The organism is Sphingomonas sp. DMC8 (assembly GCF_056314185.1).
The window spans coordinates 240,699-265,559 of sequence record NZ_JBQUYV010000004.1; the positions used below are offsets into that span (position 1 = coordinate 240,699).

Genomic DNA, 24,861 nt, shown 5'->3' on the forward strand with positions numbered 1-24,861 from the left:
AGGGCAAGCGAGAGTGACGGCAGTACAACAAAGGGTCCAGGCGCTGCTGGCGCACCAGACGGTGCAGCAGCTGATCCGGTTCGTGATCGTGGGCGGGCTTTCGACGGTAGTGTACAGCATCGTGTACTGGCCGCTGGCGACCTATGTGATTCCGCCGGTGCTTGCGTCGCTTGTGGGATTTTTGGTCGCTGTCGCCTTCGGCTATCCCTTTCACAGCCGCTGGAGCTTTAAGGGCCATGGCGCCCGCGAAGATGCGATGCACAAGCTAAAATTCTTTATCGTGCAGTCGGTGGGCATGGTCATGAACGCCGGTTTCACCTGGGTGCTGACCGGCCCGCTGGTGCATGGGCCGACCTGGTGGCCGCTGGTGCCGGTGGTGTTCGTCACCCCCTTTATCACCTTTGCTCTCAACCGCTTGTGGGTGTTCGGCTGAAATGGAACGTATCGTTTACGACCGCATGGCGGCGCATGACTCGACGCATTGGTGGTACCGTGCGCGCCGTGAGATCCTGTCGGACTATCTGGTCCGCTATGGGGCGCTGCCGAAGGATGCCCGCATTCTGGAAATCGGCTGCGGCACCGGCCACAATCTGCCGATGCTGGCGCAGTTCGGCGATGTCGACGCGATCGAGATCGACCCCGCTGCCCGCGCTATTGCCAGCGAGCGACTGGGCAAGCCGGTCGGCGCCTCGCCGCTGCCCGACCTGACGGGTGTGGAGCCGGACAGCTATGATCTGGTCGCGGTGCTCGACGTGGTCGAGCATATCGAGGACGACGTGGCGGCGCTGCAGGCAATGGCGCGCGTGCTGAAGCCCGGCGGCAAGATCCTGATCACCGTGCCCGCGCACCAGTGGATGTGGAGCGCGCATGACGTGGTGAACCATCACAAGCGCCGCTATTCCAAGGCAACGCTGCTCGCCGCGCTGGAAAAGGCCGGTCTGCGCCACAACGGCCTGCGCTGGTTCAACTCGCTGCTGTTTCCGGTGGCGGTCGCGGCGCGCTTTGCCGGCAAGCTGATGGGCAAGGATGACAGCGACGATTCGCCGCCGCCCGCCGCGCTCAACAAGGCATTCGAGGCGGTATTCGGGATCGAGCGTCACTTGCTCGGCCGGTTGCCGATGCCGCCGGGGCTTTCGATCATCGTGCTGGCCCAGCCCAAGGGCTGAAAACCATGCATTGCAGTTCCCCTCCCGCAAAGGGGGGAGGGGAATTGCCGGGTTACTCGGCTGCGTCGTTGTGCCGCGCCTGCGGCGAGACCGAGATCGCGCCCGAATCCTGATAGCGATAGCCGAGCGAGGCGTGGCCCTGCACCGGGCCGGCGACATCGGCGATCAGATAGAGCGGCCGGCGCTTCGATTCGACATAGAGCCGGCCGAGATATTCGCCGATCATTCCCAGCACGAACATCTGCACCGCACCCAGCACCACCACGACCAGCATGGTTGAGGTCCAGCCCTGGTTGGCCCGGCCGGTCAGCCAGCCGAAAATAATGTAAGCCACCAGCAGCACCGACGCGCCGGTGAGCACCAGCCCGATATGGCTGGCGAAGCGCAGCGGCGTTGTCGAAAAGCCGGTGACGGCGTCCAGTGCGAAGCGCACCATCTTGCCCAGCGGATATTTGGTGGTGCCGGCGTGGCGCTCGTGCCGGTCATAGACGAACGGAACCTGGCGGAAGCCGATCCAGGCGACCATGCCGCGAATGAACCGCGCCTGCTCGGGCAGCGACAGCAGCGCATCGAGCGCGCGACGCGTCATCAGCCGGAAATCGCCCGTGTCGAGCGGGATCGGCGTGTCGGTGATGCGGTCGAGCATGCGGTAGAAGATTGCTGCCGTCGCTTTCTTGAACAGGCTTTCGCCCTCGCGCTTGCGGCGCACGGCATAAACCACATCGGCGCCCTGGGCGCGCATCGTCTCGCGCATGTCGCTCAGTAGTTCCGGCGGATCCTGCAGATCGGCGTCGATAATCAGGATTTCCTCGCCCGCGCACAGATCAAGCCCCGCGGTCAGCGCCAGTTGGTGGCCATGGTTGCGGGACAGGTTGATCGCAACCAGCCGCGGGTCGGCAGCGGACAGGCGCTGCATCACGTCCCAGCTACGGTCACGCGAACCATCGTTGACGAAGACGATTTCATAGCTGTCGCCCACCGCCGCCTGCGCTGCGGCGGAAACGCGCGCATGCAGCATGTCGAGGCACGCCTCTTCATTGTAGCAGGGAACGACGACGGAAAGTTTCGGACGAGTCATGGCCGGCGTCTGTAGCGCCCCGGGGCGACTGCGTCGAGCGGCAGCGCAGGATCAGCGAACCGGTTCAGCGCCAGCCACAGATTTGTTTCGGCGGGCCGGCGGAGGCAAGGTCATGCCCGCTCGGCCGAACTCACTGCATCTGCTGCGCGCAGGGCCGCGAGCAGCTTCATCAGATGCGCGGCGTTACGCACTTCCAGGTCGATCATATTGGTGTGGAACGTGGTGTCGCGGTTGTCGAGCCGCAGGCCCAGAATGTTCGCCTTGTGCTGGCCGATCAGCGTCGCCACCGTACCCAGCGCACCGGGTTCGTTCTTCAGCGTGACCGCGATTTCGGCCACGCCGCCTTCGGCGCGGTCGCCCCAGGTCAGGTCGACCCAGTCGGCTTCCTCGACATCGGCAAGGCTGGGGCAGTCGATACGGTGCACCTCGATCGGCGCGTCGGGACGGCGGACGCCGACGATGCGGTCGCCGGGGACCGGGCGGCAATCTTCGGAGAAGAGGAAGGCCACGCCGGGGGTGAGCCCCTTGATGTCGATGGCGTGGCTCTGCGGCGGCAGTTCGTGATCGTCGCCGCTCGCGGAACCCGGCATCACCGCTTCCATCACCTGGCCGTCGGTCAGCTTGCGATGAGCGATCGCTTCCATCAGCGCTGCTTCGTCGGTGAGCTTCAGCCGCTTGAGCGCATTGGCGAGCGCCCCGTCGCCCGCCGGGGCGGGCAGGCGGCTGACGATTTCGTCATAGAGCTTGCGCCCCAGCCGGATCGTCTCGTCGCGCTCCTTCAGGCGGATATGGCGGCGGATCGCTGCGCGCGCCTTGCCGGTGATGGCGAAGTTGAGCCAGTTGGCTTGCGGCTCCTGTGCCTTGGATCGCAGGATTTGCACCTGGTCGCCCTGCTGGATTTCCGTGCGCAGCGGCACGACCTTGCCGTTCACCTTGGCCCCGACCGACTGGTCCCCCAGGTCGGTGTGCACCGCATAGGCGAAGTCGATCGGCGTGGCGCCCTTGGGCAGCTGGATCAGCTCGCCCTTGGGTGTGAAGGCGAAGATGCGATCCTGGTACATCGCCATGCGGGTGTGCTCGAGCAGCTCTTCGGGGCTCTCGGCATGTTCCAGGATTTCGATGAGGTCGCGGATCCAGCTGACCTGCGTGTCGGGCCGGACTGCGCTCTGCTTGTACGCCCAGTGCGCGGCGAGGCCGAATTCGGCCTGGGCGTGCATGTCGCGCGTGCGGATCTGGATTTCGATGCGGGTGTCGCCCGCATGCATGATGGTGGTGTGCAGCGAGCGATAGCCGTTGCGCTTCGGCGTCGAGATATAATCCTTGAACCGCCCGGGCACCATCGGCCAGCGACGGTGGATCACGCCGAGGGCGCGATAGCATTCCTCCTCGGTATCGACGATCGCGCGGAAGGCCATGATGTCGGACAGCTGCTCAAGGCTGACATGCCGCTCCGACATTTTCTTCCAGATCGAATAGGGGTGCTTCTCGCGGCCTGTCACCTCGGCATCGATGCCGCCGCGGCCGAGCAGCAACTTCAGCCCCGAAGCGATCTTGAGCACCCGGTCTTCGCCTTCGACGCGGAAGCTTTCGAGGCGGCGGGTGATCGATTCATAGCCTTCGGGTTCGAGTTCACGAAAGGCGAGCGTCTGCATCTCCTTCATGAACTCGTACATGCCGATCCGCTCGGCGAGCGGGGCATAGATGTCCATCGTCTCGCGGGCGATGCGGCGGCGCTTCTCTTCCTTCTTGATGAAGTGGAGCGTGCGCATGTTGTGGAGCCGGTCGGCCAGCTTGACCAGCAGCACGCGGATGTCATCGGACATGGCGAGCAGGAACTTGCGGAGATTTTCCGCCGCGCGTTCGCTTTCGGTCTGCGCCTCGATCTTCGAGAGCTTGGTGACGCCATCGACCATCCGCGCCACGTTCGGCCCGAACAGCCGCTGAATTTCCTCCGGCGTAGCGACCGTGTCTTCGATCGTGTCGTGCAAAATCGCGGTGGCGATCGTCTCGTCGTCGAGATGCAGGTCGGTCAGGATGCCGGCCACTTCGATCGGGTGACTGAAATACGGGTCGCCGGAGGCGCGCTTCTGCGAGCCATGGGCGTTGACCGAAAACACATAGGCGCGGTTGAGGAGCGCCTCATCGGCTTCAGGGTCGTAGGAGAGGACCCGGTCTACAAGTTCATACTGACGCAGCACGGGGCCTAGATGGCGCCCCGTGCCGCTGCTTTGCAATAGCGATGCGCATTGCGGCGCATCAAAGACGCATCAGCGTGCTTTTGTGTTACACTTTGCGAGCGCGTCCGCGTCGAAATCGACGCCGTTGGCGCGGAAAGCCGAAAGCTTGCCGACCTCGCGCGCGAGCAATTCGCACATGATCCCGTCGCGGCTCGGCGCCTTGGCGGCGACGCAGGTGGTGCCCGTGCACTTCCAGATCGTCGACCGGGTCACGAGGCTGGCCTTGCTCGGCGCGTTTACCGGCGTAGCGCTGTAATATTCTGCGGTCTGCGCCGTGGCGACCAGCGGAGAAAGGACAAGCGCGGCGGTGGCCGCAATAGCAGCAAAACGGTTCATTTCATCCTCCCTGCAGAACCGGATAGGTGCACAGACCTGCGACTCACTCTCTAATTGACAGCTATATAAGTTGCAAGCAGAAACGGGTGCTGCGGTGCAAAAGTTGCGCGCGCGAGGCGGTTTCGTGCGGCTGATTTTTACGATAGGGTTACGGCCATGGGTGGTGCGATCCGAGAATCCCTGCGCGAACTGGTTCGCGACTGCAGCCTGGCTGCAGCGCTCGAGGCGATGGGGGAACGCTGGTCTTTTCTGATCTTGCGCGGCTCTTTCAACGGGCTGCGCCATTTCGAAGAGTTTCAGTCCGAACTCGGCATTGCCCGCAACATCCTTGCCAATCGGCTGGGCCGACTGGTCGAGCATGGCATTCTTGCGCGCCAGCCTTGCCAGGACGATCGCCGCAAGATCGAATATTGCCTTACCGACAAAGGCCATGCGCTGCTGCCGACCATGGTTGCGCTGCGGCAATGGGGTGAGCGCTGGGAAACCTGCGTACGGGCGAGCCCGATCCTGGTGGATGCGCGCGACCGCCGGCCGATCGCGCCGGTAACCGTGCAGGCGCATGACGGGCGCGTGCTCGGGAAGGGCGACCTGCTCTGGGCGCTGCCGGGAGATATTGCGGCCCCCGAGGCAGCCGAATAGCCGCCCCCTTACTGCCCCAGTGCCAGCAGCCGCGCGCGCACGCCTTCCGGAATCGGCTTTGCCCGCCGCTCGGCCAGATCGACATGGACGCTGACCAGCTCTACTTCAGCGTGTACCGCGCCGGTTTCGCCATGGCACAGGTCGATCCGCATCGTCATGCTGGACGTACCAACCCGTTCGACGCGGACCAACGCCTCGACCAGATCGTCGAAGCGGAAGGCGCGTTTATAATCGACGCCGGCACGAACGACGTTGAACTCGGCTTCGGTCCAGTCCGGCCCTAGCTCCGACAGGTTCGCCCAGCGCCAGAATTCGGTCAGCCCGACATCGGCATATTCCAGATAGCGCGAGTTGAAGACGATCTTCTGGCCGTCGATCTCGGAATAGCGGACGCGGAACTGGGTGGAAAAAGGGAAACCGGGACGGTGCATCGCGCGGCTTTGCCCCGGGCGAGGCAGGATTGGCAAGCGTTTGCCCGACGGGAAAGGAAACCCCCGCCGTTGCAGCGGCGGGGGCGGACGCCTTGCCATTTGCAGCGGGACGATAGCAGTTCAGACCGCTTCGATCACACCGCATTCGCCGCGGGCGTGTTCACGCCCATCGATTGCAGGTACTTGCGCACGTTGCGCGCTGCCTGGCGCAGGCGCTGTTCGTTTTCCACCATCGCGATGCGGACATAGCCTTCGCCATTCTCGCCGTACCCGACGCCCGGCGCCACCGCGACCTTGGCATGGGTGAGCAACTGCTTGGAAAATTCCAGGCTGCCAAGATGCGCCAGCGCCGGCGGCAGCGGCGCCCAGGCGAACATTGAGGCGCGGGGGCTGGGGATGTCCCAGCCGGCGCGGGCAAAGCTTTCCACCATCACGTCCCGGCGCTTGTGATAGAGCTGGCGGTTCTTTTCGACGATGTCCTGCGGGCCGTTGAGCGCCGCGCAGGCGGCCGCCTGGATCGGCGTGAAGGCACCGTAGTCGAGATAGGATTTCACGCGCGTCATCGCCGCGATCAACCGCTTGTTCCCGACCGCGAAGCCCATCCGCCACCCGGCCATCGAATAGGTCTTGGAAAGCGACGTGAACTCGATCGCGACGTCCTTCGCGCCCTTCACCTGCAGGATCGACGGCGTCGGCTTGCCGTCGAAATAGAGTTCCGAATAGGCAAGGTCGGACAGGATCCAGACCTTGTTCTCGCGCGCCCAGGCAACCAGCCGTTCGTAAAAGGCGAGGTCCACCGTCTCCGCCGTCGGATTGGACGGATAGTTGACGACCAGGATCGAGGGGCGCGGCACGGTGAAGTTCATCGCGCGCTCAAGGCTTTCGAAATAAGCATCGTCGGGCGTGGTCGGCACCGCGCGGATCGTGGCACCTGCGATAATGAAGCCGAAGGTGTGGATGGGGTAGCTGGGGTTCGGCGCCAGCACCACGTCGCCCGGCGCCGTGATCGCGGTGGCGAGGCTGGCCAGCCCTTCCTTCGATCCCATCGTCACCACCACTTCGGTCTCGGGGTCGAGCTCAACGCCGAACCGGCGGCCATAATAATTGGCCTGGGCGCGGCGCAGGCCGGGAATGCCCTTGGACTGCGAATAGCCATGCGCATCGGGCTTGCGTGCGACTTCGCACAGCTTTTCGATCACATGGTCGGGCGGCGGCAGATCGGGATTGCCCATGCCAAGGTCGATAATGTCCTCGCCCGCCGCTCGCGCCGCTGCCCGCATCGCGTTGACTTCGGCGATGACATAGGGCGGCAAACGCTTCATGCGGTAGAATTCTTCGGACATTTCCTCAGCTTTCAGGGGTTTTTGACGCGACACAAAATTGTGCCGTGCATGCTTTCTACGTCATAATGGGCGTGTCTGGAATGACGAGTTGCACCGGATGCGCTAGGGCGAGCGAAAGGAGAGGATCGAATGGCCGATACGCTGACCCCGACCCTGCCGAGCCTGGAAGAGTTGCAGCACTGGACCTGGGTGCTGGGCCGCGCACAGCAGATGATGCTGGAACATGGGCTGGATGTGATGGAAAGCACCCCGGCCGCTCCCCCATTCGGCGCGCTGCTCGATCCCACTGCCGCCGTTCGCGCCACTGCGGGTTTCTGGGCGGATACCATGACGGTGTGGCAACGCTTCCTCGATCCGGAACGCGCCGAGCCCTTTGTGGAGACGCCCGAACAGGCGCGCGACAAGCGCTTCAAGGCGCCGCAATGGCGTGAACAGCCCGTCTTCGATTTCCTGCGGCAAAGTTATTTCGTCATTGCCGACCATCTGCTGAAAAATGTCGAGGCGCTTGATCACCTCGATCCAAAGCACAAGGACCAGATTCGCTTCGCCACCCAAGGCTTTATCGATGCGATCAGCCCGACCAATTTCCCCGCTACGAACCCGCAGGTGATCGAGAAGGTCATCGAGACCAAGGGCGAGAACCTGCTCAAGGGCTTGCAGCATATGCTGGCGGACATGGCGAAGGGGCAGTTGACCCAGACCGCCGACGGCGCGTTCGAACTGGGCCGCAATCTGGCGACCACGCCGGGCAAGGTGGTGAAGCGCACGCCGCTCTACGAGCTGATCCAATATGCGCCGACCACCGATGCGGTGCTGGAAACACCGCTGGTAATCTTCCCTCCCTGGATCAACCGCTTCTACATCCTCGACCTGACGCCGGAAAAAAGCTTCATCCGCTGGGCAGTGGATCAGGGCATCACGGTGCTCGTCGTCTCCTGGCGCTCCGCCGACGCCAGCATGAAAGATGTCGTGTGGGACGATTATGTCGAGCGCGGCCAGATCGACGCGATCGACACGGTACGCGAGTTGCTGGACGTCGATAGCGTCCACACGATCGGCTACTGCGTCGCGGGTACCACGCTGGCGGCGACGCTGGCGGTGCTGGCGGCGCGCGGTCAGGCGGACAAGGTGAAAAGCGCGACTTTCTTTACCGCACAGGTCGATTTTGCCGATGCAGGCGACCTGCGTGTGTTCGTCGACGACGATCAGCTGGCGATGATCCGCAGTCTCAGCGCCGATGGCTTCCTCGATGGCCGCTATCTCGCGGCGACGTTCAACCTGCTGCGCGGGCGCGACCTGATCTGGAACTATGTCACCAACAATTATCTGCTGGGGCAGGACTATGTGCCGTTCGACCTGCTACACTGGAACTCGGACGTCACCAATCTGCCGGCCACCTGGCACCTGAGCTATCTGACCGACCTGTACCGCGACAACAAGCTGATCGCACCGGGCGCGCTGTCGATCGGGGGTACGCCGATCGACCTGGGGAAGATCACTACGCCAGCCTATATCCAGGCCGGTCGCGAAGATCATATCGCGCCGGTAACGAGCGTCTGGAAGTTGACGCGGCACTTCAAGGGGCCGTGCAAGTTCGTGCTGGCGGGGTCCGGCCATATTGCCGGAGTCGTCAATCCGCCTGCTGCAAATAAATACCAATACTGGACCAATTCGCGGCGAGTCGAATCACTTGCAGCATTCTTGGAAGATGCCACCGAAACCAAGGGAAGTTGGTGGCCTGACTGGCTGAAATGGCTTTCTGCGTTGAGTGGTGCTAAAACATCGGCGAGTGGCGCGCGCATTCCAGGCAAGGGTGCGCTGCAGGCGCTCTGTGATGCGCCTGGGGAGTATGTTAGAACACGTTGAAAAATAAGGGTAAAAATCCCAATATGCGGTTATTGTGCACTGCACAATAACCGCTTGCCTTTCCGCGGGAACCGGCCTATATGCTGCAACGCAGCAATAGTCAGGGAACCGAAGTCACATGGCCACCAAGGGACCAAAGACGCCGGCAAAGCCCGCCGCTACCAAGCCTGCGGCGCCGGTCGCCAAGCCGGCCGCGCCCAAGGCTAAAGCTGCCGCTCCCGCAGTTGAGAAGACCGCGCCGGTAAAGCCCGTCGAGACGATCGTTTCGACGCCCGCTCCCGAGCCGGTCCCGGCCGTGGAAGCTGCAACGCAGGAAGTCGCGCACCGCGTCGAGAAGACCGTCGAAGCCGCAGCCGCGCCCGTGAAGGCCGCCACTGCGGAAATCGCCCCCAAAGTCGAAGAGACCGTCGCGCCGGCGGTCACCACCAGCACCGCGAAGGAAAAGACTACCATGGCTACCACGATCGAGAACAGCACCGTCCAGGCCCAGGCATTTTTTGGCGACATCAACGAGCGCGCCAAGGCCGCGATGGAAAAGTCGACCAAGCTGGTCGAAGAAGCCAATGAGTTCGCCAAGGGCAACATCGAAGCGGTTGTCGAATCCGGCCGCATCGCCGCCAAGGGTTTCGAAGCCCTGGGCCAGGAAGCTGCCGAATACAGCCGCAAGTCGTTCGAGAGCGCCACTGCCGCGCTGAAGAACCTCGCCGCCGTGAAGTCGCCGACCGACTTCTTCAAGCTGCAGAGCGACTATCTGCGCGGCGCGTTCGACTCGTATGTCGCCGAAACCTCGAAGCACACCGAAGCGATGATCAAGCTGGCCGGCGACGCCGCGCAGCCGATCTCGAACCGCTTCGCCGTTGCGGTTGAGAAGGTGAAGACCGTCGCCTGAGCGACTGGTTTCATCCGGTTCTGATCAGGGCGGTCCTCTCTTTGGAGGGCCGCCCTTTTCGTTGGTGCGGGGAATTAGCGCCGTAGCGGCGCGCACGGCTTGCCCTTGGAGGCGCCGCATCATATTTTCCGCGTAATGGCTGAGCTCAACAACATCGCGATCCACATGGCCGAGGACGGCGATTCCGACGACCGGGGCAACGACCCGTCGGTCGGTCTCGCGACCCGCACGCGAACGCGCACCAAGAAGCCGACGCCCTATCGCGTGCTGATGCTCAATGACGATTATACTCCGATGGAATTTGTGGTGCTGGTGCTCCAGCGCTTCTTCCGGATGAACATCGAGGAAGCGACGCGTGTGATGCTGCATGTCCACCAGCGCGGCGTCGGCGTGTGCGGGGTGTTCAGCTACGAAGTCGCGGAGACCAAGGTCGCGCAGGTGATCGACTTCGCGCGCCAGAACCAGCATCCGCTGCAGTGCACGCTGGAAAAGGCCTGATAAACCATCTGGAAATCCGCAGTCTGACCCGGCAACTGCCGAACGCGCTCGAAGTCTTGCGCGCTATTTGGGCTTGGGTAGCCAGCTGAGGTTCAGCCCTTCATAGCGGTTCACATAATTGGCCTCGCGTGCCAGCCCGCGTTCGTCGCGCAGCGTCACCTTCCCGCCTTCGCGCGCGATCAGCCCGTCATCCTCGAGCTGCCGGAGCATGCGGTTGACATGGACGGCGGTAAGGCCCGTCGCGTCGCCGATTTCCTCCTGCGTCAGTCCCAGCGCAAAGACATTGGTGACCTGCTCGTCCGTGGCGCGCAGCCGGTTGCGCAGATCGAGCAGCAGGGCTGCCACGCGCGTTTTGGCACTGGTCCGGCCGAGGGCTGCCAGACGGTCTGTCAGGGATACGCGCTCGATCTGGCTATAGACGAGGATCATGCTTGCCAGCCGGGGATGCGCCGACATGATTTCCGACAGGGCGGCGCGGTCGAACGGGCAGACGACGGAGTCGGCCAGTGCGCACAAGGTCTCCGGCGCCTCGCGATAGATGGCGGACGAAATGCCCAGCATGTCGCCGGGAAACAGGAAGCGCAGGATCTGCCGGCTGCCGTCGTCGAGCAGCACATAGCTCATCACCAGGCCCTTGCGCAGAATGAACAATTCGCCGCACGCTTCGTTCTCGCGCTGAAGAATTGCGCCGCGCCGGACATGGCGTTGACGAATCTCCAGATGTTCGAGAGCGTCGCGCTCGGCGGGCGTTAACTCGACGAGTTCGCCCAATTTATCTGCGAAACAACTACCTGACACGCTTTCGCCTACCCCCATCTCCCGCCTGCAAAGCAGCGCCGTGAAAAGGCTGCATTAAAGTCGATCAATCGTTCCGCGCACGACCGGCGCTTGCGCGCGCGGAGAGAGGGACTAGAAGCTCGGTCATGGACCGTATTCTCATCCGCGGCGGCAAGCGCCTTGCCGGCAAAATCGCCATTTCGGGCGCAAAGAACTCAGCGCTGACTCTAATGCCCTGCGCGTTGCTGACCGATGAACCCCTCACACTCAGAAATTTGCCACGCCTCGCAGATGTCGACAGCTTCGGACATCTACTGAACGAGCTCGGCGCCTCCACCGCCGTGGAAGGCACGCGGCCCAATGATTTCGGGCGGGTGCTGACCGTCCGCGCCGGCCGCCTTACTTCGACGGTTGCGCCCTATGATATCGTTCGCAAGATGCGCGCGTCGATCCTGGTGCTCGGGCCGCTGCTGGCGCGCGAGGGCGAGGCGACGGTGTCGTTGCCTGGCGGATGCGCTATCGGGAACCGGCCGATCGATCTGCACCTGAAGGCGCTGGAAGCGCTGGGCGCCGAGATCGAGCTGAGCGCCGGTTATGTGAAGGCGACCGCGCCGGGGGGCCGCATCGCGGGCGGGCGCTATCGCTTCCCGGTCGTGTCGGTCGGGGCTACCGAAAACGCGCTGATGGCGGCGGTAACGGCGCGCGGCACCAGCATCCTGGAAAACGCCGCGCGGGAGCCGGAGATCGTCGACCTCTGCAAGCTGCTGGTCGCGATGGGGGCCGTGATCCGCGGTATCGGTACCGAGACGCTGGAAATCGAAGGCCGCGACCGGCTGCACGGCGCCACCTACGCCGTGATGCCCGACCGCATCGAAGCGGGCAGCTATGCCTGCGCCGCCGCGATCACCGGCGGCGATGTCGAACTGGTGGGCGCGGCGCCGGACGATATGCGCGCGACTCTCGACGCACTCGTCGAAGCAGGCATCACCGTAGAGGAGACCGGGAGCGGCGTGCGCATCGCTGCCGACAACGGCATCCGCCCGCTCACGCTATCGACGGCGCCGTTCCCCGGCTTCGCGACGGACATGCAGGCGCAGTTCATGGCGATGCTGTGCAAGGCTGATGGCGCCAGCACGCTGACCGAGACGATCTTCGAGAATCGCTATATGCATGTGCCCGAACTGGCGCGGATGGGCGCGAATATCGAAGTGCGAGGCCGCACCGCCGTCGTGCGCGGCGTCGACAAGCTCACCGGCGCGCCGGTGATGGCGACCGACCTTCGCGCTTCGATGAGCCTGATACTTGCCGGCCTGGCCGCCGAGGGGGAGACGCAGGTCAACCGCGTCTATCACCTCGATCGCGGCTATGAGCGGCTGGAAGAGAAGCTGCAGGCCGTTGGCGCCGACATCGAGCGCGTTGGCGACGGCTGAGCGGTTTGCCTATTCTGCCGCGATGGCCGACGGGCTGTCCCGGCAGGGCGCGGCGACGACGCGATTGCGGCCGGCTTCCTTGGCCTGATAGAGCGCGGCGTCCGCCACGCCGAGGAGGTCGGTGACCGAACGGGTGCATTCCGGCAGCGCCGCAACACCGAACGACGCCGAAATCTTCGCATCATGGTTGGCGGACAGGGTCTCGATGCGTTCGCGCATCATTTCTGCCTTGGCCAGCGCTTCGGTCATGCCGCATTCGGGCAGGATGATCAGCAATTCCTCGCCGCCATAGCGACAGGCGACGTCAGAGGGGCGCAAGACGCCCAGGATCGTTGCCGCCGTCTCGCGAAGCACGGCGTCGCCCACTGCATGGCCGAACTCATCGTTCAGCTTCTTGAAGTGGTCGAGGTCGATCATGATCGTCGACAGGTGCTTGCCGCTCCGCTCCGCCAGGCTCGCGTACCGGCTCAGCGCATCTTCCATGTAGCGCCGATTGTAGAGTCCCGTCAGCGGATCGCGCAGTGCCTGGGTGCGCAGCTTTTCGCGCAGGGTGATGTTCGAAACCGCCAGCGACATGGCATCGGCAATGGCAGCGGCCAGCGGCTGGATACGCTCGAGTGCTGCCGATGCATCCTTATGTTCGGCGGCAACCTGCAGCAGGCCCTGTATTTCGCCATGCGCGGTCAGCGGCAATTCCAATACGGAAATGCCGGACGGGTGATGGTCGCAGCGTAGCGCGCCGCGGCTGTCGGCATTGAGGTGCCATTTGCCGCGCTTCAGCGCCCAACATTGCGCGGGGGTCATTGCCGAGCGTGGCGTGTCGCCCGCCGGCCAGTGCCAGCTGTCGGAAAGTTCGAGGCGGTCGCGGGAATTGTTGAAGACATAGAGCGCCGCACCGAATCCTTCGAGCAGCGAGGCGATCGTTGCGCCCAGCACGGCATTGGCATCGGGATAGCCGCTCGCGCTCTGCAGCATTTCGGTCATGCGGAACAGATGGTTGATTTGTCTGCGTTCGGCATGGGCGCGTTCCGCTTCCATGCGCCGTTCGCGAAGCGCTTCGAGCGTACGCGGGGCCCCGATCAAAAGCAGAACCAGCGCGAATATCGCACTGGCGAGTTCCATGCCGAACACAAGGTGCCGCGCCTCTCGCCCCGGCATCAGCGGGTTCAGCAGGTGCATGGCCACCATCATGACGATCGCGCCGGCGGAACCTGCCATGCGCTTCATAAGAGTCCGTTCGAGCGGGTCGGCCGATCCCGCCGGAAATTTGCGCATCACGCCAGTCTGTCCACCATTGCCGCGCGCCCGGTGCCGCAGTCCACTTCAATTATAGCGGCGGGGTGGGATGGCAGCTTTGTTTCGGGGCCGGTTTTCCTTTAACCGCGCATCGAACCCGTCTCGATGAAGCGCTGGTGCCAGGCCAGCGCTTCGCCGCACAGCATCGGCGTCTGCTTGCCGTAGCTGCCGGCAAGGGCGCGCTCGTAATATTCGCGGAGCATTGGCTGGAAATCGGGGTGGGCGCAGCGCGCGATCACCTGCTCGGCGCGCTTGCGCGGGGCGAGACCGCGCAGGTCGGCAAGGCCTTGCTCGGTAACGATCACCTGCACGTCCTGCGCGATATGATCGACATGGCTGACATGCGGCACGATCGCCGAAATCGCGCCGCCCTTGGCGGTCGAAGGCGACATGAAGATCGAGATATAGGCATTGCGCGCGAAGTCACCCGATCCGCCGATGCCGTTCTGGATGCGCGAGCCCATGATATGGGTGGAATTGACGTTGCCGTAGATATCTGACTCGATCATCCCGTTCATCGCCAGGCAGCCCAGCCGCCGCACCACTTCGGGATGGTTGCTGATCTCCTGCGAGCGCAGCAGGATTCGATCGCGGAACTGGTCGAGTTCGGCGTTCAGCCGCTCGGCGGCGACGGGGCTCAGCGAAAAGGCAGTGCACGACGCCATGCGCAGCTTGCCCGCAGCCAGCAGGTCGAGCATCCCGTCCTGCAGCACCTCGGTATAGGCGGTCATATTGTCAAATGGCGCGTCGAGCAGCCCGGCCAGCACCGCATTGGCGATGTTGCCGACTCCCGATTGCAGCGGCAGCAGCGACGGCGGCAACCGCCCCTTGCCGACTTCATGGCGCAGAAACTCGATCAGGTGGCCGGCGATCGCTAGCGCATGAGCATCAGGCGCGGCGAAGGGCAGGTTGCGGTCCGGCGCATCGGTTTCGACGACCGCAATCACCTTGTCGGGATCGCAACGCAGCGTCGATTGACCGATCCGCTGGTCGGGCCGGGTCAGCGGGATCGGCACGCGATTGGGCGGCAGCGCGGTGCCGTAGTAAATATCGTGCATCCCCTCCAGCGCGGGATTCTGCCAGCGATTGACCTCAAGGATCACGCGCTTGGCGCAATCGAGCCAGGTCTTGTTGTTGCCGACGGAGGAAGAAGGGATAAGCGTCCCGTCCGCGCGGATGCCGGTGACTTCGACCACGGCAATATCGAGCGGCCCGAGAAATCCCTCCCATGCCAGCGGCGCGACCTGGCTCAGGTGCAGATCAACATAGTCCATTTGCCCCGCATTGATCTTTTCGCGCGCGATCGGGTCGGAATTATAGGGCAGGCGCGATGCGATACCGTCGACCCGGGCGAGCGCCCCGTCGAGTTCGGGGCCGGTGGACGCGCCGGTCCAGACTTTCAGCCGCATCTGCCGGCCGGCGGCGTGCGCCGCCTCGATCTGCGCGGCAAGGGTGGTCGGCACCGCCTTCGGATAGCCCGAGCCGGTAAAGCCGCTCATCCCAACCGCCATGCCATCGGCGATGAAGGACGCGGCATGTTCGGCGCTGGTGACTTTGGTGGCGAGGCCGGGATGCGCGATGCGGGACATGAAACCTCTCTGGGCTGCGACGCTCCCGGCGATGTCGTTCTGCGCGTGCGCGCGCAATTGTTGCAACTACCTACCTGATATGGATTTCCGGCCAGGAACGACCCGAGCGATCGCCGCCAAGTGATTGATCCGGAAAGAGCATCCGGAACCGTGCAGTCCGCCTGCGGGTTGAGCGTCCAACCATCAAGGAAGTATCGACATGGCAACCCGCCCGCGCGATATCGCGCCACCCTTTCGTTCGCAGTTTTTGACCGACAGTTTCCAGCGCGGTCTTGCCTATTGGAACCGGGAACGGCTGGCGCCCGGCTTCCCGGACGCCGACTGGCCGCGTGCGCTCGACCGCGACACACGGATGCAGCGGCTGGAGGGTTCTTTTCTCGAAGAGCTGCGCGCCGAGGTCGCCGACGAGGCCGCCGCTGCTCCGACTGATGCGGAAGGCTTCATCACCTGGTTCGAAGCGCTCAAGGCAAACGGCCCCGGGCAGGGCGATCCGCTATTCCCGTGGCTGGCAGCAGTGGCGAACCGTGACCAGCTCCGCTGGTTCTTCGAGCAGGAAGCTGCTGGAGAGGCAGGCTTCGACGATCTGGTGGCAATGACTCAAGTGAAGTTGCCGGTACGGCCGAAGCTGGAACTCGCACGCAACTACTGGGACGAAATGGGCCACGGCACCGAAAAGGGCATGCACGGCCCGATGCTCGACGCACTCGTCGAGACGCTGGCAGTCGAGCCGGTGATCGAGAATACGGTCTGGGAAAGCCTGTGCCTGGCCAATGCGATGACGGCGATGGCGGCCAATCGCCGCTACGCCTGGCACGCCGTGGGTGCGCTGGGAGTGATCGAACTTACTGCCCCCGGCCGGTCCGCGCTGGTTGCAGAAGGGCTGAAGCGGGTCGGCCTAAACGCAAAGGAAGCACGCTACTTCACGCTGCACGCGGTACTGGACGTGAAGCATAGTGAAGACTGGAACCGCGAGGCGATCCGCCCGGCTGTGGCGGAAGACTCCCGCCGCGCGACGGCGATGGCCGAAGGCGCGCTGATCCGGCTGCGCTGCGGCGCGCGCTGCTTTGCGGCGTATCGGGCGCGGCTATGGGGGTGAAGCCACGCTAATCCATCTGGATTCCCCTCCCGCTTGCGGGAGGGGCGCAAAGACTTACACCGCCTTCAGTGCTTCCTCGAAATCCGCGATCAGGTCGTCGGCATCCTCCACGCCGATCGAGATGCGCACCAGATTGTCGGTGATCGCCAGCGCCTGTTTGCGCGCTTCCGGCACAGACAGGTGCGTCATCCCCGCCGGGTGGCTGGCCAGCGTTTCGGTGCCGCCCAGGCTGACCGCCAGCTTGGCGATCTTGAGCGAATCGAGGAACGCGAATGCCTCCTTCTCGCCGCCCTTCAGATAGAGCGAGAAGGTCGATCCTGCGCCCGTGCAGTGGCGGCGATAAATGTCGGCCTGGCGCTTGTCCTCCCCGCGTTCGAGGAAGCCGAGATAGCCGACCTTTTCTACCTTGGGGTGGCTGGCCAGAAATTCGCACACCTTGGCGGCATTCTCGCCCGCGCGGCTCATCCGCAGCTCCAGCGTCTCCAGCGAGCGGAGCAGCATCCAGGCGGTGTTCGGGTCGCAGATCGTGCCGATCGTGTTGCGCATCAGCCGGATGGTGTTGATGTGTTCCTTCGATCCCAGCACGCCGCCGGCCACCAGATCCGAATGGCCGCCGGCATATTTGGTCAGCGAATAGACGACGATATCGGCGCCGTGCTGCAGCGGCTTGGACCAGAGCGGGCCGAGGAAGGTGTTGTCGATCGCGATGGGCGGCTTGTTGTCGCCTTTGAAGATCGCGTCGCGGCTCGCGGCGACTGCCTCCACGTCCACCAATGCGTTGGTGGGGTTCGCCGGGCTTTCCAGATAGATCAGCGCGACGTTGCCGGTCGCGGCCTTGCCCAGCACCGCGTCGATTTCCTCACGGGTGGCACCCGCCGGAAAGTCGAGCCAGTGGATGCCGAAGCGGCCGAGGATGCGCGCGATCAGCGTCTCCGTTGCGGCATAAAGCGGTCCCGAATGGACGATGGTGTCGCCAGGCTTCACCATCGACAGGAACAGGGTGGCGATCGCCGACATGCCCGAGGAAAAGGCGAGTGCGTCCTCCGCCTCTTCCCACACCGCCAGCCGGTCCTCGAGAATCTCCTGATTGGGGCCGTTGAAGCGCGAATAGACCAGCCCCTCCGCCCCGCCCGGGCGCTTGCCGGTCACCCCTTCGAAATGGCGCTTGCCGGCTGCGGCATTGGGGAAGACGAAGGTGGAGGTGAGAAAGATCGGCGGCTTCAGCGATCCTTCGGACAGCATCGGATCATAGCCATGGCCCATCATCAGCGTGGCGGGCTTGAGCTTGCGGCCACCGACGCTGTCGATGTCGGGCTTCGGGCGGCGACGCGGAGTGGCGCCGGTCAGCTCGGCTTCGGTTTCGTCGGTCATTTGTCTCTCCTTTGGCGCAGCACGCTGCAACTGGTATCATTTGCAACCAGCTTAGCGCCTTGCGCGCCGTTGCAAAGCCCGGGCAGCGCCGGAAGCCATCTTCCGGTGCAAACGTCGCATGGCATGCGGATGTTGCAGGCTGCGGTCAGCAGCCGGCGTGGAGGTTTCAGCCGGGCAGGCCGATCAGGCTGATCTGGCGGCCATAATCGGGCTCGCTGCGATGGGTGGCGCGGCGGAAGCTGAAGAAGCGCCCTTCGTGCGCATAGGTGTCGAGCCCCCGTGCCTCGATCGTGCGCAGCCCGGCGGCGGCGAGCCGGTGGACGACATAGGCCTCCAGGTCGAACTGGAAATGCTCCGGCCGGCCATCGGCGAAGAAGCGCTCGTTCGCCGGATCGCTTTCGGCAAAGCGGCGGAAAAAGCCTGCATCCACTTCATAGCTGGCGCGTGCGATGCATGGGCCGACTGCCGCGGCAATGCGTTCGCGCCTGGCGCCGAGCGTTTCCATCGCCGCGATCGTCGTATCGGTGACGCCGCCGATCGCGCCCTTCCAGCCGGCATGGGCCGCCGCAATCACGCCGGCCTCGCGATCGGCCAGCAGCACCGGCGCGCAATCGGCGGTCAGAATGCCGAGCAGCAGGCCCGGCTGGTTGGTGACGAGCGCATCGGCGCGGGGGCGCAGATCCTCTTCAAAGGGTGCAAGCACCGTCACGGCATCGGCCGAATGCACCTGATAGACTGTCACCAGCCGCGCGCCGGGCAGCACGGCTGCCACCGCCCGGCGGCGATTCTCGGCGATTGCGGCGGGATCGTCCTGCGATCCGGTGCCGACGTTCAGCCCGGCAACCACGCCCTGCGACACGCCGCCGCTACGGCCCAGAAAGCCGTGCGCTACGCCGTCCAGCGCGGCGGCACGGATCACTTCGACATCGCTCATAGTGCCAGCCGCATCAGACGGTCCTCATCGGCATGATTGCCCACCATGAACGCATAAGGCCCGCGATCCTCAAAGCCATAGCGTTCGTAAAAGCGCTTCGCCCGGTGATTGTCGATATAGACCGACAGCCACAGCTCGTGCGCGCCGCGTGCGCGGGCGGTGGCGAGTGCCCAGTCCATCAGCGCCTGCGCTGCGCCGGTGCCCTTTGCGCGATCGTCGAGATAGAGCTGGCGCAGTTCGAGCGCGGGGCCTTCGGGGCTCGCGGGCAGGCTGATCGGGCCGAGCTTGCAATAGCCGGCCAGTCCCTCACCATCCTCGGCGACGCGGAAGGCAAAGCCCGGATCGGCGAGTTCTGTTTTCCAGCCGGCGACCGTAAAGCGTGCAAAGAAGGTCGCCAGATCCTCCGGCGCATAGAGATGCGCGAAGGTCGCCGCGAAGCTCGTGCGGAACAATGCGTCGATCGCAGCGGCGTCCGCCGGCCCGGCGTCGCGGAAGATCATGCGAAGCCCGCCGGCACCGGCCATCCCGGTGCTGTGATCGCCAGCACCTTGAACAGCGAGCCCATCTGGTCCTCGGCCACCAGCCGGTTGCGGTCGGCGGCAATCGCGTCGCCGCGCTCCGGTGCGGTCCTGGCGAGTGCGCGGGCGCGGTCATCGATACCCAGCGCCTTCAGGAAATCGCCCTGCGTTACCGGGCCGTGTACGGTAAGCCCCTCGGCTTCGGCGGCTTCCTTCAGCGTGCCGAAATCGACATGGGCGGTCAGGTCGGCCTCGCCCGGATCGGCAAACGGGTTGGCAAAGGCATGGCCGCGCACTGCCTGCAGCGTGTCGCCGATCGCAGGGCCTTCATAGCCATAGTCGATGATCAACGCCGCGCCGCCCTGCACCATCAGCCGCTGGCCCAGCGCGCGCAGCAACGCGACGCCGGCGGGCGATGTTTCGAGGATCGACCCCGGTGCCGCATCGCGCAGTGCGGGCGGGATGATCGGATCGAAGCCGCGATCGCCGGCGACCGGCAGGAACAGCGTGTCCTGGCAGGCGACCAGTCGTTCGCGCCAGCCCTGGCCGGTCGCCACCAGTTGCCGGATCGGCAGGGCATCGAAAAATTCATTGGCGACGACCAGCAGCGGCGCGTCGTCGGGCAGCCCGACCAGATCGAGATACCATTCGGCTTGCGGCACGCGGTCCTTCTGCGCGGCGCGGAGGGTCGGGCTCGTTTCGACGAGATCGACCGGCGGGGCCAGCCCGGCCTTGGCCATTGCCCGCAGCGCATCGGCGGCGAGCGTGCCCCGGCCGGGGCCGAATTCGACATAGCGGGCATCGGCGGGGCGCCCGGCGCGGTCCCACAGATCGGCCAGCCACAGTCCGATCAGCTCGCCGAACATCTGGCTGATTTCAGGCGCGGTGGTGAAGTCGCCGCGCGCGCCCAGCGGGTCGCGGGTGGCATAATAATGGGCGTTGGCCGCGCCCATGAACTGCGACAGCGGAATCGGCCCCGCCAGCGTGATCGCGCGCGCCAGCCGTTCGGCGAGCAGCGGCTCGGCTGCATTGTCGCGCCGCTCCTCCGCCGGCGCGTCCAGGGGATTGTCGCCCGGCATTGGGGTCAGGCGACGCTCTCGCCGGTGATCGGCTCGACGCGCTTGCGGCGGCCCTTGGCGGTGGCGACCAGGAAGATGCCGCCGGCGATCATCGGCAGGCACAGCCACTGGCCCATGTGCAGCCCGGTTGCCTGCACCAGCCAGACGAGCTGGCGGTCGGGTTCACGGAAGAATTCGACGAAGAAGCGGCAAAGGCCATAGCCGAGCAGGAAGATGCCCACGAGCTTGCCGGGCTGATAGCGCGAATCGGTGCGCCAGAAGAAGAACCACAGCACTGCGAACAGCGCGATGCCCTCCAGCCCGGCTTCATAGAGCTGGCTGGGGTGGCGCGCCGGTTCGACCTGGCCGGCGCCGACGGTGCCGCTGAAGACGATCGCCCAGGGCACGTCCGCCGGGCGGCCCCACAGCTCACCGTTCACGAAATTGGCGATGCGGCCGAAGAACAGGCCGAAGGGCGCACAGCAGGCGACATAGTCGTGGATGCGCAGCCAATCGAGCTTGTGGATGCGCGCGAGCACGATGATGCCGATCATCGTGCCGATCACGCCGCCATGGAACGACATGCCGCCTTCCCACAGCATCAGCATCTGGAGTGGATTGCCGAGCATTTCCGGCGCATAGAACAGCACATAGCCCAGCCGCCCGCCGACGATGATGCCCAGCGTCGCATAAAAGACCAGATCGTCGGCATGGCGCCGCGCCATCGGCGCGCCCGGCTGGGCGAGCAGGCGCAGCAGATACCACCAGCCGAGCAGGATGCCGCTGATATAGGCCAGCGAATACCATTTGATCTGGAAGAAGCCGAGATTGATCGCCACCGGATTGAGGTGCAGGTCGTGGAAATGCAGGTGGCTGCCGGCATCGGCAAGCAGGGTGGTCAGCACGGTTGGTCGATCCCCGGGAAGGTTGCCGGGACTGCGATAGAGACAAACGCAGCGGAACCCAAGACCCGGCTTCATCCCGCGCCCATTTCGCCCGGTGCAGCACGTGGCTGGCATCCTGCGCCGACGCGCGATAGAGCGGGGCGATGGCGCTCGAACCCCGCAAGCGGATAAAGATTGACCGGCGTTCGCTGCTGATCGGCGGCGGGGCCGGCGTCGGGCTGGTCGTTGCCTATGCGCTGTGGCCGCGCAGTTTCCCCGGCAATCTCACCGCCGACCCGGGAGAGACGGTGTTCGGCGCCTGGCTGAAGATCGGCACCGACGGCCATGTCACCATTGCCGTGCCGCAGGCGGAGCTCGGCCAGGGCGTCTACACCGCATTGCCGCAGATCCTGGCCGATGAGCTGGGCGCGGACTGGAATCGCGTGGGGGTGGAAGCGGCGCCGATCAATCCCGCCTATGCCAATCCCCTCGCTGCGGACACGCTGTTCGAATCGGCGCTGGGCCGGTTGCCGCAGCAGTTGCGCGAAACCCATGCCGCGCGCACGTCGCTGATGCTGACGGCCTGCTCCACTTCGGTACGGACGTTCGAAGCGCCGCTGCGTCAGGCAGGCGCGGCCGCGCGTGTGCTGTTGTGCAAGGCGGCGGCGCGGCGCTGGGGTATCGACTGGCAGGCGTGCGGCACGGTTGGCAGCACCGTCGTCCACGGTGCGCAGAAGCTCGGCTTCGGCGAACTCGCGGCGGAGGCCGTCCGCGAGCGCGTGCCGGTCCGGGTGGCGCTGCGCGGCGATCAGAGCGGGCGGCTCTATGGCCGCGCCATGCCCCGGCTGGATGCGCCGCCCAAGCTGGACGGCAGCGCCAATTTCGCCGCCGATGTGCGCCTGCCCGGCATGGTGTTCGCGTCGATCCGCCAGGGGCCGGTGGGCGATACCGAGCTGGTGCGCGCCGATCAGGCAGCGGCAAAGCGGCTGCCGGGCGTACTCTCGGTCGTGACGACGAAGCAATGGGCGGCCGTGATCGCCACCGACTGGTGGGCCGCCGACCGCGCTGTGGAAGCGATGCGGCCGCGTTTCCGCCGGCCGGCCGATGTCATCAACGATGATTCGATCGAGGCGGCCCTGGCCGGCGCCTTTGATGCGAACGGCACGCGGATGGCGCAAAAGGGCGATCTGGCCACCGATTTCCGCGACGCCCGCGTGGTGTCGGCCGAATATCGCGTCGGGCTGGCGCTGCACGCGCCGCTCGAGCCGATGAGCTGCACCGCCTCCTGGGCTGACGGCCGGTTGTCGCTCTGGCTCGCGACGCAGGCGCCGGCGCTCACCCGCGACGCCGCCGCGCGGGCGCTGGGAATCGATGCCGCGCGGGTCATCGTCCATCCGACACTGGGCGGCGGCGGCTTCGGCGCGCGGCTGGAGCATGACGTGGCGGTGCAGGCGGCGCTGCTGTCGCGCGCAGTGCAGCGGCCGGTGCAGCTCACCTGGCCGCGCGGCGAGGATTTCCGTCGCGACCGATTCCGTCCGGCGGCGGGTGGCCGGCTGACGGCGAAGCTCGACGGGCGCGGCGCGATTTCCGGCTGGCTTGCCAAGATCGCTGCGCCCGATACGGGCCGCGAGCTGGCCGCGCGCCTGATGACGGGGGATGCGGTTGTCGCCACCGCGCTCGCCCTGCCCGGCGGCGGCGATCCCGCTGCAGTGGCGGGTGCCGTGCCTTCCTACGCCATCCCCAATTACGCAGTCGATCATCACCCTGCGTCGATCGGCGTGCCGTCCGGCTATTGGCGCTCGGGCGCGCATAGTTACACCTGCTTCTTCACGGAAAGCTTTGTCGACGAGCTGGCGCATGTCGCCAATCTCGATCCGCTGTCGTTCCGCATGGCGATGCTGGGCGGCGAACCGCGGCTCGCCCGCTGCCTGCAGACTGCGGCGCAGCTCGGTGGCTGGCAGGGCGGGGCGCCCGGCAGCGGCCAGGGGATTGCCTGCCACGCCTTTCGCGATTCCTACATTGCCGTGATGGCCGAAGCGCGGCTTGGCTCTGAGCGCCAGATCGTTGTCGAGCGGCTGGTGGCGGCGGTCGATTGCGGGAGAGTGGTCAATCCCGACCTTGTCACCCAGCAGATCGAAAGCGGGCTGATCTTCGGCATGGCGGCGGCGATCGGCGGATCGACCGGCTTCAGCGAAAATGTTGCCGATGTGCGCGAGATTGCCGATCTCGACCTGCCCACGCTCGCCAATGCGCCCGACATCACCGTCGAGATCATCGCCAGCGGGTCGGACCCGGGCGGGGTGAGCGAGCTGGCGGTGCCGCCGGTCGCCCCCGCCATCGCCAACGCCTTGCAGACCGCAACCGGCGCGCGCTTTCGCCGCCTTCCCCTGCTATCGGACGCCGAATGACGCTGCCTGCCGACCATCCCGCGATTCCGCCGCGCCGCATCGGTGTGTTGCTCGTCAATCTCGGCACGCCCGATGCGCCCGATCCGGGAGCGGTGAAGCGCTATCTTGGCGAGTTCCTGTCGGACCGCCGCGTCGTCGAGATTCCGCCGCTCCTGTGGCAGCCGATCCTGCGCGGCATCATCCTGCGCACCCGGCCGAAGAGATCGGCGCACGCCTATGCGCAGGTCTGGCGTGAGGACGGCTCTCCCCTGGCCGCAATCACACGCGCGCAGGCGCAGAAGCTGCAGGGCGCATTCGGGCCGGACGTGATCGTCGAGCATGCGATGCGCTATGGCCGGCCGGCGATCGGCGAACGGTTGCAGGCCCTCAAGGCGCAGGGCTGCGAGCGGATTCTGGTGGCGCCGCTCTATCCGCAATATTGCGCGGCGACGACGGCTACCGCCAACGATGCCGCCTTTGCCGCGCTGGCGAAGATGCGCTGGCAGCCGGCACTGCGCACACTGCCGCCCTATCATGACGATCCTGCCTATATCGACGCGCTGAAGACGCAGGTGGAGGCGGGGCTGGCCGCACTTGATTTCACGCCCGACGCGGTGCTGGCCAGCTTTCACGGCATGCCGCAGCGTACGCTGGAGCTGGGCGACCCCTATCACTGCCATTGCCGCAAGACCGCGCGCCTGCTGGGCGAGGCACTGGGGCGCGAACTGATCGTCACCTTCCAGTCGCGGTTCGGGCGTGCCAAATGGCTGGAGCCCGCCACGGATACGGTGCTTGCCGGCCTTCCTGCGAAGGGCATCCGCCGCGTCGCCATCGTCGCGCCGGGCTTTTCCGCCGACTGCCTCGAAACGCTGGAGGAACTGGCGATCCGCGGCCGCGAAACCTTCCTGGCGGCAACAGGCACCGATTTGGCATATTTGCCTTGTCTCAATGACAGCGAACCCGGCATGGAGCTATTGCGCCATCTGATCGGGCGTGAACTTGCCGGCTGGATACATCCGGCCTGACCTTTTTGGGATC

Annotated in this window: 23 protein-coding genes; 10 read left to right on the plus strand and 13 right to left on the minus strand. The window is 65.2% G+C overall.

Annotation, left to right across the window (positions count from 1 at the left end):
* Positions 1 to 13 precede the first annotated feature (13 nt).
* The gene (locus tag ACT53K_RS10620) at positions 14 to 433 is read left to right on the plus strand and encodes a GtrA family protein (protein WP_476228599.1); all 420 of its coding nucleotides are present in this window, start codon (positions 14 to 16) and stop codon (positions 431 to 433) included.
* 1 nt (position 434) lies between these two features.
* On the plus strand, positions 435 to 1,166 hold the full coding sequence (locus ACT53K_RS10625; RefSeq protein ID WP_476228600.1) for a class I SAM-dependent methyltransferase: 732 nt from the start codon (positions 435 to 437) through the stop codon (positions 1,164 to 1,166).
* 52 nt (positions 1,167 to 1,218) lie between these two features.
* Here ACT53K_RS10625 and ACT53K_RS10630 read toward each other — a convergent pair whose 3' ends face one another.
* The 3 genes from ACT53K_RS10630 to ACT53K_RS10640 all read right to left on the minus strand — a co-directional run bounded on the left by ACT53K_RS10630 (position 1,219) and on the right by ACT53K_RS10640 (position 4,817).
* A complete protein-coding gene (locus ACT53K_RS10630; protein ID WP_476228601.1) occupies positions 1,219 to 2,244 on the minus strand; it encodes a glycosyltransferase family 2 protein in 1,026 nt (341 codons plus the stop codon).
* A 110-nt stretch (positions 2,245 to 2,354) separates the two neighbouring features.
* Entirely contained in the window at positions 2,355 to 4,442 is a 2,088-nt protein-coding gene (locus tag ACT53K_RS10635) for a RelA/SpoT family protein (RefSeq protein ID WP_476228602.1), read from the minus strand.
* A gap of 69 nt (positions 4,443 to 4,511) precedes the next feature.
* Positions 4,512 to 4,817 carry a CC_3452 family protein gene (locus tag ACT53K_RS10640; RefSeq protein ID WP_476228603.1) on the minus strand — a complete coding sequence of 102 codons (306 nt, stop codon included), beginning with the start codon at positions 4,815 to 4,817 and terminating at the stop codon, positions 4,512 to 4,514.
* A gap of 156 nt (positions 4,818 to 4,973) precedes the next feature.
* Here ACT53K_RS10640 and ACT53K_RS10645 point away from each other — a divergent pair, with 156 nt between their 5' ends.
* On the plus strand, positions 4,974 to 5,456 hold the full coding sequence (locus ACT53K_RS10645) for a winged helix-turn-helix transcriptional regulator (RefSeq protein WP_476228604.1): 483 nt from the start codon (positions 4,974 to 4,976) through the stop codon (positions 5,454 to 5,456).
* An 8-nt stretch (positions 5,457 to 5,464) separates the two neighbouring features.
* On the opposite strand, the gene ACT53K_RS10650 is transcribed toward ACT53K_RS10645, so the two are convergent.
* Both ACT53K_RS10650 and ACT53K_RS10655 read right to left on the minus strand, forming a co-directional pair.
* Positions 5,465 to 5,887, minus strand: coding sequence for an acyl-CoA thioesterase (locus tag ACT53K_RS10650; RefSeq protein WP_476228605.1), 423 nt, complete (start codon positions 5,885 to 5,887; stop codon positions 5,465 to 5,467).
* A 134-nt stretch (positions 5,888 to 6,021) separates the two neighbouring features.
* Positions 6,022 to 7,230: an LL-diaminopimelate aminotransferase gene (locus ACT53K_RS10655; protein ID WP_476228606.1), complete on the minus strand. Its 1,209-nt coding sequence runs from the start codon at positions 7,228 to 7,230 to the stop codon at positions 6,022 to 6,024.
* Between the two features lie 129 nt (positions 7,231 to 7,359).
* On the opposite strand from ACT53K_RS10655, the gene ACT53K_RS10660 reads away from it, so the two are divergent.
* From ACT53K_RS10660 to clpS, 3 genes are all read left to right on the plus strand, one after another.
* A complete protein-coding gene (locus ACT53K_RS10660) occupies positions 7,360 to 9,096 on the plus strand; it encodes a PHA/PHB synthase family protein (protein ID WP_476228607.1) in 1,737 nt (578 codons plus the stop codon).
* 118 nt (positions 9,097 to 9,214) lie between these two features.
* On the plus strand, positions 9,215 to 9,985 hold the full coding sequence (locus ACT53K_RS10665; RefSeq protein ID WP_476228608.1) for a phasin family protein: 771 nt from the start codon (positions 9,215 to 9,217) through the stop codon (positions 9,983 to 9,985).
* Between the two features lie 165 nt (positions 9,986 to 10,150).
* Entirely contained in the window at positions 10,151 to 10,483 is a 333-nt protein-coding gene (gene clpS / locus ACT53K_RS10670; RefSeq protein WP_476228745.1) for an ATP-dependent Clp protease adapter ClpS, read from the plus strand.
* A 63-nt stretch (positions 10,484 to 10,546) separates the two neighbouring features.
* Here clpS and ACT53K_RS10675 read toward each other — a convergent pair whose 3' ends face one another.
* Complete coding sequence (locus ACT53K_RS10675) at positions 10,547 to 11,299, minus strand: Crp/Fnr family transcriptional regulator (protein WP_476228609.1); 753 nt, start codon at positions 11,297 to 11,299, stop codon at positions 10,547 to 10,549.
* Positions 11,300 to 11,406: 107 nt separating this feature from the next.
* Between ACT53K_RS10675 and murA the strand changes: the two genes are divergently transcribed.
* Positions 11,407 to 12,690: a UDP-N-acetylglucosamine 1-carboxyvinyltransferase gene (gene murA / locus ACT53K_RS10680; RefSeq protein ID WP_476228610.1), complete on the plus strand. Its 1,284-nt coding sequence runs from the start codon at positions 11,407 to 11,409 to the stop codon at positions 12,688 to 12,690.
* Between the two features lie 9 nt (positions 12,691 to 12,699).
* On the opposite strand, the gene ACT53K_RS10685 is transcribed toward murA, so the two are convergent.
* Positions 12,700 to 13,965: a GGDEF domain-containing protein gene (locus tag ACT53K_RS10685; protein WP_476228611.1), complete on the minus strand. Its 1,266-nt coding sequence runs from the start codon at positions 13,963 to 13,965 to the stop codon at positions 12,700 to 12,702.
* Between the two features lie 101 nt (positions 13,966 to 14,066).
* Positions 14,067 to 15,575, minus strand: a complete 1,509-nt coding sequence (locus ACT53K_RS10690) for an acetyl-CoA hydrolase/transferase family protein (RefSeq protein ID WP_476228612.1) — start codon at positions 15,573 to 15,575, stop codon at positions 14,067 to 14,069.
* A 199-nt stretch (positions 15,576 to 15,774) separates the two neighbouring features.
* On the opposite strand from ACT53K_RS10690, the gene ACT53K_RS10695 reads away from it, so the two are divergent.
* On the plus strand, positions 15,775 to 16,671 hold the full coding sequence (locus ACT53K_RS10695) for an iron-containing redox enzyme family protein (RefSeq protein WP_476228613.1): 897 nt from the start codon (positions 15,775 to 15,777) through the stop codon (positions 16,669 to 16,671).
* 54 nt (positions 16,672 to 16,725) lie between these two features.
* Here ACT53K_RS10695 and ACT53K_RS10700 read toward each other — a convergent pair whose 3' ends face one another.
* From ACT53K_RS10700 to lgt, 5 genes are all read right to left on the minus strand, one after another.
* Positions 16,726 to 18,042, minus strand: a complete 1,317-nt coding sequence (locus ACT53K_RS10700) for a cystathionine gamma-synthase family protein (protein ID WP_476228614.1) — start codon at positions 18,040 to 18,042, stop codon at positions 16,726 to 16,728.
* 166 nt (positions 18,043 to 18,208) lie between these two features.
* The gene (pgeF, locus tag ACT53K_RS10705; RefSeq protein ID WP_476228615.1) at positions 18,209 to 18,976 is read right to left on the minus strand and encodes a peptidoglycan editing factor PgeF; all 768 of its coding nucleotides are present in this window, start codon (positions 18,974 to 18,976) and stop codon (positions 18,209 to 18,211) included.
* Complete coding sequence (locus ACT53K_RS10710) at positions 18,973 to 19,476, minus strand: N-acetyltransferase family protein (RefSeq protein WP_476228616.1); 504 nt, start codon at positions 19,474 to 19,476, stop codon at positions 18,973 to 18,975. Before ACT53K_RS10710 ends, pgeF begins: the two co-directional genes overlap by 4 nt.
* A complete protein-coding gene (locus ACT53K_RS10715; protein ID WP_476228617.1) occupies positions 19,473 to 20,573 on the minus strand; it encodes a class I SAM-dependent methyltransferase in 1,101 nt (366 codons plus the stop codon). The genes ACT53K_RS10710 and ACT53K_RS10715 overlap by 4 nt, the downstream gene beginning before the upstream one ends.
* A 5-nt stretch (positions 20,574 to 20,578) precedes the next feature.
* Complete coding sequence (gene lgt, locus ACT53K_RS10720) at positions 20,579 to 21,457, minus strand: prolipoprotein diacylglyceryl transferase (protein WP_476228618.1); 879 nt, start codon at positions 21,455 to 21,457, stop codon at positions 20,579 to 20,581.
* A gap of 143 nt (positions 21,458 to 21,600) precedes the next feature.
* Here lgt and ACT53K_RS10725 point away from each other — a divergent pair, with 143 nt between their 5' ends.
* Positions 21,601 to 23,844 carry a xanthine dehydrogenase family protein molybdopterin-binding subunit gene (locus tag ACT53K_RS10725; RefSeq protein WP_476228619.1) on the plus strand — a complete coding sequence of 748 codons (2,244 nt, stop codon included), beginning with the start codon at positions 21,601 to 21,603 and terminating at the stop codon, positions 23,842 to 23,844.
* Positions 23,841 to 24,848: a ferrochelatase gene (gene hemH, locus ACT53K_RS10730; RefSeq protein WP_476228620.1), complete on the plus strand. Its 1,008-nt coding sequence runs from the start codon at positions 23,841 to 23,843 to the stop codon at positions 24,846 to 24,848. The genes ACT53K_RS10725 and hemH overlap by 4 nt, the downstream gene beginning before the upstream one ends.
* Positions 24,849 to 24,861 lie beyond the last annotated feature (13 nt).

Excerpts from the sequence above, each read along its gene's own strand:
- ACT53K_RS10685 (WP_476228611.1), bottom strand. The coding sequence starts at position 13,965 with ATGCGCAAATTTCCGGCGGGATCGGCCGACCCGCTCGAACGGACTCTT.
- clpS (WP_476228745.1), top strand. The coding sequence starts at position 10,151 with ATGGCCGAGGACGGCGATTCCGACGACCGGGGCAACGACCCGTCGGTC.
- ACT53K_RS10725 (WP_476228619.1), top strand. The coding sequence starts at position 21,601 with ATGGCGCTCGAACCCCGCAAGCGGATAAAGATTGACCGGCGTTCGCTG.
- ACT53K_RS10715 (WP_476228617.1), bottom strand. The coding sequence starts at position 20,573 with ATGCCGGGCGACAATCCCCTGGACGCGCCGGCGGAGGAGCGGCGCGAC.
- ACT53K_RS10640 (WP_476228603.1), bottom strand. The coding sequence starts at position 4,817 with ATGAACCGTTTTGCTGCTATTGCGGCCACCGCCGCGCTTGTCCTTTCT.
- ACT53K_RS10700 (WP_476228614.1), bottom strand. The coding sequence starts at position 18,042 with ATGACCGACGAAACCGAAGCCGAGCTGACCGGCGCCACTCCGCGTCGC.
- hemH (WP_476228620.1), top strand. The coding sequence starts at position 23,841 with ATGACGCTGCCTGCCGACCATCCCGCGATTCCGCCGCGCCGCATCGGT.
- ACT53K_RS10630 (WP_476228601.1), bottom strand. The coding sequence starts at position 2,244 with ATGACTCGTCCGAAACTTTCCGTCGTCGTTCCCTGCTACAATGAAGAG.
- ACT53K_RS10660 (WP_476228607.1), top strand. The coding sequence starts at position 7,360 with ATGGCCGATACGCTGACCCCGACCCTGCCGAGCCTGGAAGAGTTGCAG.
- pgeF (WP_476228615.1), bottom strand. The coding sequence starts at position 18,976 with ATGAGCGATGTCGAAGTGATCCGTGCCGCCGCGCTGGACGGCGTAGCG.
- ACT53K_RS10710 (WP_476228616.1), bottom strand. The coding sequence starts at position 19,476 with ATGATCTTCCGCGACGCCGGGCCGGCGGACGCCGCTGCGATCGACGCA.
- ACT53K_RS10655 (WP_476228606.1), bottom strand. The coding sequence starts at position 7,230 with ATGTCCGAAGAATTCTACCGCATGAAGCGTTTGCCGCCCTATGTCATC.
- ACT53K_RS10650 (WP_476228605.1), bottom strand. The coding sequence starts at position 5,887 with ATGCACCGTCCCGGTTTCCCTTTTTCCACCCAGTTCCGCGTCCGCTAT.
- ACT53K_RS10690 (WP_476228612.1), bottom strand. The coding sequence starts at position 15,575 with ATGTCCCGCATCGCGCATCCCGGCCTCGCCACCAAAGTCACCAGCGCC.
- ACT53K_RS10625 (WP_476228600.1), top strand. The coding sequence starts at position 435 with ATGGAACGTATCGTTTACGACCGCATGGCGGCGCATGACTCGACGCAT.
- ACT53K_RS10675 (WP_476228609.1), bottom strand. The coding sequence starts at position 11,299 with ATGGGGGTAGGCGAAAGCGTGTCAGGTAGTTGTTTCGCAGATAAATTG.
- murA (WP_476228610.1), top strand. The coding sequence starts at position 11,407 with ATGGACCGTATTCTCATCCGCGGCGGCAAGCGCCTTGCCGGCAAAATC.
- ACT53K_RS10645 (WP_476228604.1), top strand. The coding sequence starts at position 4,974 with ATGGGTGGTGCGATCCGAGAATCCCTGCGCGAACTGGTTCGCGACTGC.
- ACT53K_RS10665 (WP_476228608.1), top strand. The coding sequence starts at position 9,215 with ATGGCCACCAAGGGACCAAAGACGCCGGCAAAGCCCGCCGCTACCAAG.
- ACT53K_RS10695 (WP_476228613.1), top strand. The coding sequence starts at position 15,775 with ATGGCAACCCGCCCGCGCGATATCGCGCCACCCTTTCGTTCGCAGTTT.